At 44.1% G+C, this 11,506-nt stretch carries 8 protein-coding genes; all 8 read right to left on the bottom strand.

The genetic code is table 11. The features are described from left to right. Nucleotides 1-171: 171 nt before the first annotated feature. The 8 genes from QL919_RS04400 to QL919_RS04365 all read right to left on the bottom strand — a co-directional run bounded on the left by QL919_RS04400 (nucleotide 172) and on the right by QL919_RS04365 (nucleotide 11,159). A complete protein-coding gene (locus tag QL919_RS04400) occupies nucleotides 172-960 on the bottom strand; it encodes a ComF family protein (RefSeq protein ID WP_290188363.1) in 789 nt (262 codons plus the stop codon). Between the two features lie 41 nt (nucleotides 961-1,001). Next, complete coding sequence (locus tag QL919_RS04395; RefSeq protein WP_290188362.1) at nucleotides 1,002-2,474, bottom strand: phospholipase A; 1,473 nt, start codon at nucleotides 2,472-2,474, stop codon at nucleotides 1,002-1,004. Between the two features lie 516 nt (nucleotides 2,475-2,990). Further along, nucleotides 2,991-5,213 (bottom strand): protein-disulfide reductase DsbD domain-containing protein, encoded by a 2,223-nt coding sequence (locus QL919_RS04390; protein ID WP_290188361.1) that lies wholly within the window; start codon nucleotides 5,211-5,213, stop codon nucleotides 2,991-2,993. A 120-nt stretch (nucleotides 5,214-5,333) separates the two neighbouring features. Beyond that, complete coding sequence (locus QL919_RS04385; protein ID WP_290188360.1) at nucleotides 5,334-5,891, bottom strand: protein-disulfide reductase DsbD N-terminal domain-containing protein; 558 nt, start codon at nucleotides 5,889-5,891, stop codon at nucleotides 5,334-5,336. 418 nt (nucleotides 5,892-6,309) lie between these two features. Then, nucleotides 6,310-6,843 carry a type II secretion system major pseudopilin GspG gene (gspG, locus tag QL919_RS04380; protein WP_290188359.1) on the bottom strand — a complete coding sequence of 178 codons (534 nt, stop codon included), beginning with the start codon at nucleotides 6,841-6,843 and terminating at the stop codon, nucleotides 6,310-6,312. A 637-nt stretch (nucleotides 6,844-7,480) separates the two neighbouring features. Continuing rightward, the gene (gene gspF, locus QL919_RS04375; protein WP_290188358.1) at nucleotides 7,481-8,683 is read right to left on the bottom strand and encodes a type II secretion system inner membrane protein GspF; all 1,203 of its coding nucleotides are present in this window, start codon (nucleotides 8,681-8,683) and stop codon (nucleotides 7,481-7,483) included. A gap of 81 nt (nucleotides 8,684-8,764) precedes the next feature. After that, on the bottom strand, nucleotides 8,765-9,877 hold the full coding sequence (locus tag QL919_RS04370; protein ID WP_290188357.1) for a hypothetical protein: 1,113 nt from the start codon (nucleotides 9,875-9,877) through the stop codon (nucleotides 8,765-8,767). Nucleotides 9,878-10,223: 346 nt separating this feature from the next. Further along, on the bottom strand, nucleotides 10,224-11,159 hold the full coding sequence (locus QL919_RS04365; RefSeq protein ID WP_290188356.1) for an AraC family transcriptional regulator: 936 nt from the start codon (nucleotides 11,157-11,159) through the stop codon (nucleotides 10,224-10,226). Nucleotides 11,160-11,506: the final 347 nt, after the last annotated feature.

Genomic DNA, 11,506 nt, shown 5'->3' with positions numbered 1-11,506 from the left:
TGCCTTCATACCGCCAGCTGTCTATATTTCAGAAGTCTATGAATTATCCAATCAAACAATCAGCTAGGCGAACCAATAAAAAACCAACAAATTTATATATATAGTTTTAATAATATAGCGTTTAGGCAACATATTAGCAACATAATAGTGATTATAGAGATAGTCATTATTTTATGACTGGCTACCATGTGCTAATGCATAAGCAAAAATCTGATAAAGGTTAGGTGTTGGTGATGGGTTTACACCTGCAACAGCAGTGGAGTCAAGAAACGCACGGCCTAATGCTTGCAAGCTTGCCCCTGTGGTCGCCACATCATCAAACAACAACAGGCGTTTGACGGGTGGAGTTTGGGTGACAGCAAAGGCATTATCTAAATTACTCAGGCGCTCAGCACGTGTGAGACCTTGCTGACTGAGGGTGTCATCGATACGCTCAACACCGCTCCACAATGGGATTTGCCAATGTTTGGATAATTGCGCTGATAGGATACTGACAGGGTCAAAGCCACGTTTGAGCAGTCGTTGATTGGTGGTCGGCATGGCAACAATCACACTGTTTTCAGAGTGACAACCGTGAGGGCGTGGTAGTTGGCGTATCGCATGCATCAGTAACGGCAATTTGATCATGTCTTCGTGGTGCTTAAAGGCACGAATGGCCTGACGAATAGGATAGTCGTAGTAGGTAGCTGCTTGGATAGTGAGTGCTGTGCCAGCAGCAATATCCACATCAAAGGGTTTAGGCAACCACGCAATACTATGATGGCAATCTGCGCAGAGCAGACCACTGTTTAGACGTTGATTAATATTACGGCGAAGTTTGGCAAAGACAGTATTGTTTATTACAGAGTGAGAGGCGGTGTGTAAAGAAGATGTACTGCGGTAAACACGGCATAACTGGCAGCGTATATCTAGATACTCTGCCAGCCATAGTCCAGTCTGATAAGGAGCCAATCTTCGCATTACATATTACTCATGATAAGTAATAATGAGCTGTGCCTGTTCTAAAAGCCTTTCCAATCGTTCAGGACGATACCGAAGCCGATAGAGGTGTTTTCGTGGTTATAATCGATGATAGACTCGCCATAACCTTGGAACAGCTGCACGAAACCATTGACGTTTTCGGTTAATGGATAAGTATAATCTATTTGCGCCGCGCCTTTATTGGTGCCTGGATTGTAACGCAATGTGCCGCTTAGGCTTTGCTGATTCGGCAAATCATATAAGAATTTGACATCACCGTAACCCATATAATCTTCGATATCAGGGTTGTCTTCACTACTGCTGCTTTCATTATTTACGCGAGCCCACAGACGCGGTATCACTGATAGCTTGCCCCACTCTGCACCTGCCATCAGATAAGCACGGTTCCATGAGCGTGATAACGGATCGTCTTGACCGTTAGAATGGTGAATGGCACCGGCACCTAGCATGCGTAGACGACCACCAAATGGCAAATCAGCAGTCACTGGTTGTGTCAAAAATATCTCAGGCTGATAGTCAGTGGCACGGAATGGACGCGAGTTGTCTTCGTTATAGACCTGCCAATGCGACTCTTGCGTGTAACCAAACCATAAATCAGCACTGGTATCGAATAAGTCTTCTGCCACTTTAGTCTTTAGAGACAATTGAAACTTGAGCTCAGTCTCACGAACATCATTAGAAGTAAAAGACTCTGTCTCTTGTGACGGCGTACTTGGAGCCAAGTTAGGATCAAAGGTATAAAACAGTGGCAATAGATAAGTTGGTCGATATGGTCTGACCGTCCAAGTACCTCGCTCACTGTTTTTATCCAAATCATAAGCCAAACTGAGTGGCGTATATTTTTCGATATCTGTCTGGGTGACACCGATATCTTCTAATACTTTGGCTTCACGTTGCGTCAATCCAACCGTGTCCAACCTTTTACCATCGTTGGTTGCATCTGTATCAGTAGATCCGCTCTCTGCTTGTAAAGAGGCTGCCTCGCTGGCATCGGTTACGATAGAGGATTTTTCCTCTACGAAAACCACTTGCGGGTTACCTGAAAGGGTACTTTGAAAGGTTTTTGCCAAATCAACAGGTTGCTTGGTCGTGGTATAACTTGGCGTTTTGCCTTGCTCAGCGACTTTATCAAAACATGCCAGGCGCGCAGCACTGGTTTGTACTCGGGTACACTCCGTAAACAGCTTCGCCTGTTGCGCGATAAACTCTTTACTGACTACTTTTTTATTCTCAACATTAACGCCTTCTGTCGCGTCGTAATCTTGATATTCAACAGCAGCATCTGCGACTGGTATCTCATTGTACGTTTGACCGTTGCTCACGGCATTGGCCTGTAGCGCCGTGCCGCCCAAAACGATGGCAACTGCAATACGCAGGTGTTTATTTGTGCTTTGAGGCTTGTTTTGACTGAAGTTTGGCTGCGAGCTATCAGATGACTGGCTCATTGCATTGGTGCGCTGTGATTGACGTAGGGTAGTAATATGGGCAAACATAGGTGTCCTTTATCTAACCGGCAATAAGGCCAGCAGAGCATGTGAGATAGTTATTATAGCCGTTAGCGTCTGCGCTAAATCAAAATAAAATAAAATAGAATAGAATAAAAAATCAATAAATCTTGGACATCGAGGGCAGCAAGATCAATTTGTAGCGCCCTTTCAGCATTGTTGCTTTATTGTAATGAAAATACGAGCACTATACTAGCGTTATCATTCAATAAAATCCATATAAATCAGCATAATTGACACAAAACCAAATGCTTAGAGAATGCTTAGCGCTCATTTTATACTGATGTTATTGAGTGCTATTATAACCAAACTCTAAACCTCTAAGATATTTAGTTTAAATTAAAATACTTAGTGGAGATATCAAGTTAAGCAAATCTTATCATTATGATTGATTGGCGCTCAATAAAAAGCCAGCACACTGCTGTCTAACAGTGGCTGGCTTTTTTCATTACTGAACACTCAGTGTACTCATATACCTTTTTGAAAGATATCAAACATTCACAATCAGTTGTTTAGCGTCGTTAAGGTTTTTTCAAACTCCGAGCGACCAATCTCCCCTACTTGCTGAGTAACCAGTTGACCATCTTGATAATAGAGCAATGCTGGCGGACCAAACAATTTATAGCGCGCTAAAATCGCTTTAGAGTCAGCCGTTGTCTCTGTGATATCCAGTCTGACCAATTGCCAATCCTGCATCTGTGCTGGGCGACTATGGAATAGGTTTTTATCCATAATACGGCACTCAACACACCAGTCAGCGGTCAAATCGACGATTACTTTTGGATTAGCAGCCAAGATACTATCTAGCTCTGCAAGCGTGGTGATGTGCTCATCGGTAGCACTGCTATTACCTGCAGGAGCGCCGTCTGCTGACTGCATCATCACAGGGCCAGCGCTCAATGATGCTAGCGGATGTAAGCTATCGTCATTGCCCAATGCCGCACCCACCATCAGACATGCCGCCCAAGTACCAGCGATGAGACCAAACGCTTGGGTTAGCATGCGACCTTTGCCCAACCAGCTCCATGCCCACATCGCTACGACCATAAACCATAGTGCCCATACCATCAGCATCACAGGCGAGATAAAGACGCGCTCAATCAATAGCAGCGCCACGGCAAATAACAATAGAGCAAAGCCTTGTTTGACCCAGTTCATCCACTCGCCAGCTTTTGGCATGATTTTGCCTTGGGTCGCACCGATTAGGATAAGCGGCGCTGACAAACCAAAACCCAGCATAAATAAAGCCGCAAAACCAAGTAACGGACTACCAATGGTAGAGACTGCTAGCAGTGCCCCAAATAATGGTGCGGAAACACAAGGCGATACCACTAACGCCGATAAAAACCCTGCAATCAAACTGCCACCTGTACTGCCAAGTTTACTATCACCAGCTTGGCTGAGGCCTTGCATCTTACTACTGATTGCATGGGGCAGCCGAATGCTAAAGACGCCAAGCATATATAACGCCAGTAGTACAAAGACAATGGCAAAGCTGATAAGAATAATGGGATTCTGTAGCCAACCAATAATGCCTAGTGACTCGCCAAATACTGCAATGACAGCACCCAAAATACCATAAGCCGTTGCGACACCGATAGCGTAGCTGGTCGTTAGAATGACGCCACGTTTGACGGTTGGATTGTCCTCACGAGCCACGATATTGGCAACGATAGGTAGCATCGGCAACACACATGGCGTTAACGCTAAGCCTAACCCTGCTAAAAACAACAACAACAATGCCAACCAAGGATGAGACGCTAAGCCAAATGGGTCGCTATCGATGCCACTGCTGACAGCACCAGTGTTATCACTAGCTGCAGAGCTACTTGCGAGCTGTGTATCTGCTCCAGATATGGTATTGGTCGCAGCAAGCTCATCTGCTAATGCATCATCTTCTATTAAGTCGTAATCAATAACACCATCACTAACATCGTCATCGCTCAGCGCTTGCTCAGCTGTAGAAACCTCGCCCTCTACATTATCTGTTGTTGCCGCATTTGTCGCCAGCTGAGCATTATCTGTCAGAGTGTCATTAGTTGCTGATGTCTGCTCTGTTGACGCTTTAATTACTGAGGTACTACTTGCAGCACTGCTAACTGCAGAGGATTGAGCGGCTTGACTTGTGCTGCCTGCTGTAGATGACTGCGGTGCTGCAGCAATATTGACAGTGGTTTTAATCTTTTCAGGTGGATAACACAATCCTGCTTTAGCACAGCCTTGCCAGCCAATCGTCACTGCAGCATCGTCGATACTTTTACCGTTACTAGTGGTCAATGTGGTGGTGGCGACCATGTTTGCTTGGTCAAACACGGGCACTCGCCCAAAGGTCGGGTCATCGATAGAGACAGACTTTTGACTAAAGCTAAAAGGTGCGGCGCTGACGCCCGCAGGCAAGGTCAGCTTGATTTGGTCTTTATAAACATAATGCTCAGGCGTGATATCAAAGTTAATCGATAGGCGGGTACCAGATTTGGTCAGATTACTGCTACTACTAATCTGAAACGCTTGATCGACTGGCAAAAACTTTGGTTGTGCCGCACTTTTATTATTAAATAAATCGCCCAGTCCTGCCGCTTGTGTCGCCACGGGCGCGACCGTCAGTCCAGTAGCAACCACCCCTGTCAACAATGAGCCAGTGGTTAGAGCCATTGCCAATAGATAAGATTTTTTTGACGGTTTACCTTCGGCGGAGGATGGGGGCTGTGCTGCTGTCTTAATGGACATGAAACGCTACCTATTTATTTCTAATGCTTGAGTCGAATGCTGAGGGCAAATCCTCAATCGGAACAAAAATATATGCAATGCGGATAAAGATGAAAAAGAAGATGAGAACTCACCTAATATCTATCTGCGTGTCACTGTAATATCAACTTTGGTTTTGATTTTTTCTGGTGGATAACAGAGTCCAGCTTCTGCGCAGCCTTGCCAGCCTATAACCACAGGCACATTTTTCGCACCTTTACCATTCTTGGTGGACAATGTGGTGGTCGCTACAACGCTTTTTTGAGTAAATACAGGCACTTTGCCAAAGGTTGGATCATCAATAGTGACAGGCGTTTGACTAAAGCTAAAAGGGGTGGCACTGATACCTTTAGGGAAACTCAGCGTCAGCTTGTCTTTATAGACATAATGTCCCGGCGTGATATCAAAAGCGATCGATAAGCGTGTACCCTTGGCAGTCGCTGTGCTGCTACTACTTACCTGAAAAGCTTTATCCACTGGTAAAAACTTAGCTGAGTTATTGTTATTCCCAAACAAATCATTAAGACCAGCAGCTTGGGCGCTCATAGACAGCCCCGCCATTAGCGAGGTAGTCGCAACGGTAATGGCCAATAGATAAGATTGTTTAAAAGTTGCGTTTTTTATGACAGCTGACTTTAATAGTGACGTGTTCATTGACATAAATATGACCTCTGCTGAATTGCTTTAAGAGCTAGCATTGAAAACTTAATGATTCTAGAAATTATTTTTATAGTATTAGAACACAATAAATTAAAATAAAAAATATTATAATATAAATTAATATATTAAAACAACTTATGTAAAAACGCTGGTGGTGTTCTAAAAAGTATGCTGGCGCTAAAAGTCAATAAGAAGTCTATGCTAAGTTCTCTGATTATATATGACTTTTAAAGCTTCAAAAATTGTTCAAATTTTGATCAGCATACTTTTTGACACACCACCAAAACGCTTAACTGCGATACTGATAAAAAATATCAACCAATAAACGCTTATTGGTTGATATCTAATAGAGGATGCGCGAGCTGAGTAATGTACGTTTTACCACTCATAGCCAGTATGGATTTATTAGCCAATACACTTACAACTGAGCGTAAATATCAGCATCTTGCCCTTCACCGCCCTGCTGACCATCAGCACCTAATGAAAATAAATCATAAGGGCGACCTTCGCTACCTGGAGCGACATATTGCATCTCGTTTTCCCAACCATCCGTTGGATAGCCGCCTTTGATATAGCCACCCTCTGGATAGTTTTTGGCATCAGCCGGTGGCGTGGTCAGTGCTTCTAGACCTTGCGCAGTGGTTGGATAGCGTGAGTTGTCAACTTTATACATATCAAGCGCGTTTGAGACAGTTGCCAGTGCAGTTTCTGTCGTTTTCACGCGAGCTTTATCGCTTTGTCCCACAACTTTTGGCACCACCAAGCCTGCCAAAATAGCCAAAATAACAATAACCACCATAATCTCAATCAGGGTAAAACCAGACTGTTTGTTTCTTATTGGCTGACGGTCTTGTCCAGTCGCCTTGCTATTATTGGGGACTATAGCAGCCTGTGTTTGAGTATTATTGATGTCAGTCTGCGGCATCATATTTACTTGGTTTTTTTCAGTCATAATCATCGCTTTTATCGTCACAGTTATATAAGTGGTCAGGAGCGCTCGGGCAATATTTTACAAATCCAAAATTATGGTTAGTAGTATCAGAGTAATTAAACCTACAGCCTATTAGCAGTACTATTCTAATTCTTGGAGATGGTAGTAGCATGGTCATAATTAATATTGAAGCGATTATCACTATAGACCATGATTTTATTTTTATCCAGCGCTGCGATTAGATTATCATCACAATGACGTCTGATTGGTTATACAGGTTTCATCTAGACAGTAAACCTAAAATTACTCAATAGGCTGCTCCTGAATGGATAACGAATGCGTTGAAAACTTAAAAAAGTGCGACACAAAGTGCAATACAAAAGCGGATAAACGCTAGCTACTATAACCCAATGCCTGAGCTGACTGAAGTAGATACAGTGCCCGTTCAACAATGTACAACAGTGAGCAAAGCTTAAGAAAGCTAGCGCAGGGTTCGGTAAGGTAGTTAAAAGGCAAATAGCCAAAAGGAAGATTTGATTTGGCTGAGGTTGGATGTAAATAAGAAGAGAAAAGTCGAGATGCAACGACCTAGGCAATTGACAAAGATTGAGACATTTTTAGCCCATTCAGAATCTATCGTTCAGAATGGGTACATGCCCTAGCCTGCCAAATCGTTCATATTGACAATCGGTAGCATCACAGCCATCACGATTATCATCACCACCACGCCCATCAATACCAACATCAACGGCTCAAGCAACGACAATAAAGTGCTGATAAAGTTAGTGGCCTCAGCTTCTTGCATATTGGCCGCTCGGCTGAGCATATTTTCAAGCTCACCTGAGTTTTCACCGCTCTTAATCATCTGCACCATCATCGGCGGGAAGTAGGTGGATTTTTCTAATTGACTGGATAAGCTAGAGCCTTCTGTGACTCTATCAGCGGCGGTAATGATGGTTTGTTTAATATGCAAATTGGTCGTGACCGCAGCGCCAATATGCAACGCTTCAATCAATGGCACGCCCGAGCGCACCAATATCGCCAAAGTACTGGCAAAACGGGCAGCATTTAGCCCTTTGGATAAGCGTGCCAATATCGGCAGCTTTAGGACAATACTGTCTATTGCCAATTTACCCGCTTGCGTTTGCGCAAAGCGATAAAGCAGAAACGCAGTCCCCGCCAATACTAACAGCATCAGCCACCACCATTGGGTGATGATATTGGATAAAGTCAGAACGATTTGAGTGATGAGCGGTAGCGCTTGTTCAGACTGCTCAAAGACCTTGACAATTTTTGGCACCACAAAGCTCATTAGCCCCATAATGACCCCAACTGCCATGACCATCAGCACAATCGGATAGACCATCGCCCCTTGGATTTTCTTTTGTAGAGCAAAGCGGTTTTCGGTGTAATCTGCCAACTGATTGAGAATCAAATCCAAATGACCAGACTTCTCTCCTGCCGCAATAGTCGCAATATATAGCGGCGGAAAACTGGCGGCTTGCTGTAAAGAGCGTGCCAAGCTTAACCCTTCTAGCACGTGCGAGCGCACTGCGAGCATCAAGGATTTTATATGGGTCTTTGGCGACTGTTTGGCGACGGCTGCTAGCGTTTCTTCGAGCGGAATGCCGGCAGCGAGCAATACAGATAATTGACGCGTGAGCAGTGCCAGCTCATAAGCGGATGGCTTTTTATAACGGCTTTTATGTTGGCTTTGTCTATCATTGACAGGATGGACTTCGACTGGCGTCCATTGCTTATCGCGCAGCTGCTGACGAACCTGCCGCGCTGAATCGCCTTCGAGCAAGCCTTTTTGTACACCGCCGCGATCGTCGAGCGCTTTAAAATGATAAGCGGGCATAGCAGCAGATATCCTAAGAGTGTCAACGATAAAGGGTGATAAAGCAGCACGTAAAAGCAAACTATATAGAGAATGAACTGCTTAAAAAAGCGGCGTGGAGTCATTACTATCAGGCATTAATCCTTGCAGTAGCAAAACATCCAAATGCTGTTGTTGTAGCTTTTTATCAAAGTCATTGACCTCAGCTATCAGCATTCTCTCGATACGCTTGTCACTGGCAAAAACACTGAGCCGCGCACAGATAACTGCCAACTGATAAATGCGTTTTTTACAATAACCATCGAGACCTTGTAGCAGTCGCACCATATGCGGGGTCTCAAGAGTCGCATAATCATAATCAGCAACAGCCTGCTGCCCGAGGGAGGTAACGCCATAGCTAATAGACAGATGGGCGCAAAAGTAGCAGCTGAATAAATAACCAACCACATGGCCGATGTAATAACCGCGATCATAGGTAAAGCTACTCACCCCAAAATGCCCTAGCACATAGCTGTTAAGGCTACCTTGATCAAGAATGGGCTTGCCATGCTTGAGCTTACCAACGGTGGCAAAACGCAATGGATTGCGCCCATCTTGAGTGGTTAGCTGCCAACCCGCTGGCTGCTGTGCTGGCATATGACGGACGATATCGGCGATGATATCATCAACCACATGTAGCTGCTGCCACAAACGTTCAAGTCCATCAGTATCCATCAGACCGCGTTTATCAAGCTGCTGCGCGAGCAGATATTGCTGATGTTCTGCGAACTGTGATTTGAGCGCCTGTACCAAATAAGTAGGTCGCGTGTCAGCAGAAGCCATATACAATAATTTGGTGCGCTCATGCTGAGCACGATAAAGCGCCAAACGTTGCTCGGCCACACTTATCTCACTAACGACAGGTGTTTGAGACGCAATGCTACTATCAGATAAAACAGCTCCAGCTTGGTCAGTATTGGTTTTTGCACTGACCGATTCGGCTGCTGTCAGCTCAGTATCTGGCAAAGTAAATAATGCCAGTAGTGCAGCCTTATCAGGTGCTGTGGCTATTGTATCTTCTTGCACGCTATCAGTCAGACCTTGGTTCGTTTCAACCTTGTCCTTTGCATTTTTTTTAACAGTGCCTTTATGCTTGTTGCTTTGATTTTCAGCAGTCACCATAGCAGATTGGTTGCTATCGGCTTGTGCACTTGGCTTTGCGGTCGGTTCAGTCATAACATACCATCAGCAGCAAAAATAAATACCATCTAGGCCTGACTATAAGTCTGCTTCACAGTGAAATATAGTGCGCTAAAATCAACGCGCGTGCCCAGACGACTCATTATTCCATAGTACCTGAACACAAGCAGATTGTCAGCTGTGCATCGTCAAAATACCGTCCATTGACGTCAGCTGTCATGTCTCTATCTAGACTTAAAAATGTAGGATTAAAAACTAAGTATCAAGTATAAAAAAAGCATCGACGCAATATAAGGTTTAATAGCCCTTATATTGCGTCGATGCTTTTAGCTCAATGCTTTTAAGTGGTAGTGAAAGTTTTGGTTGTCCGTTAATGAATCAACTAAGCAATAGTCTCTTGTTGATATTGTTGACGATAGGCTTTTGGAGAGACGCCATAAACACGCTTAAATGCCTGACTAAAGGTTGAATATGAAGCATAACCAACTAAATCACTGATACGACTGATGCTGTTTTGCTGCAAGCGTAAATATCGAGCCGCTAAACGCAGACGGTAATCAATCAAATAAGTCAGTGGTGGCATGCCAACAGTATCTTTAAAGCGCTGCGCAAAACTTGAGCGTGACATCCCCGCGACCTCAGCGAGTTTATGAATCGTCCAATTTTGACTTGGCGCTTCATGCATCGCGATAAGTGCTTTGGTCAAAAACGGATCTTTCATCGCCTTTAGCCAGTTTTCTGTGGCTTCAGGCAAGCTCTCAATATAAACACGTAGACACTCAATCATCATGATGCTCGCCCAGTGGTTGATGACCGCGGTCTTACCCATGCGCTCACGCTCTGCTTCTAACGTCAGCAGCTTAATCTCGACATCGATGACCTCAAACCGACCATCATCGTTATCATTGAGCTCAGGTAGTATCGATGGCAACACAGACAATAAAGGACGTACCATCTCTTTATCATACTTACATTCAATCAATATCAGCGACGAGTTCGCATCGCCATGACCATCGATATCAAGCGTATGCTTTTCACAGCTATTGAGCAGCTCATCTAACGGCTGGGCATCGTCACCATTATGATTGAGCGCATAACTGACATGCTTCTGCGCGTTAGGAATCATAATCATGTCGCCCGCATGTGCCTGTCGCAGACCATTGCCCACATCAATACAAAAGCTACCTGACATGACCAAATAAAATAAGATGGTGTCTTTTCTAGTGATTGAATAAGACCAGTTGCCAGTACCATTCAACCGATAATACTTAGTTTCAAACAAATGCACGTTTTGTAGCAATACGCTCAGTGCGTCCATCAATCACTTCCTCAATCATATGGGAGGGGCTTGGTTATTTTTAGACAATAAAATATATGCCCACAATAGCTATGTCCACGATAGCCTTGGCATTATTTACTGTACGCTTCCTCTTAGAATCAAAATGAATTTAATAGTATCAACTCTGATTACTGTTGAGAAAGTACCATGATATTCGTTGTTAAATATTATATTTATTGACTGGTAAGGCGTTCTATACAATCTAGACAAAAATAGCAATACAGCGCGAGCACCGTTGTAAGACGCTTTAAGAAAGGACTGTGGAATATTTTATAATATGCGGTAATAAGTTAGAAACTAATCAGACAGGCACGAAAAAATGCCAA

It is taken from the genome of Psychrobacter sp. APC 3426, from assembly GCF_030408035.1.
Taxonomy (GTDB): Bacteria; Pseudomonadota; Gammaproteobacteria; order Pseudomonadales; family Moraxellaceae; genus Psychrobacter.
This window is presented reverse-complemented; position numbering and strand designations above follow the sequence as displayed.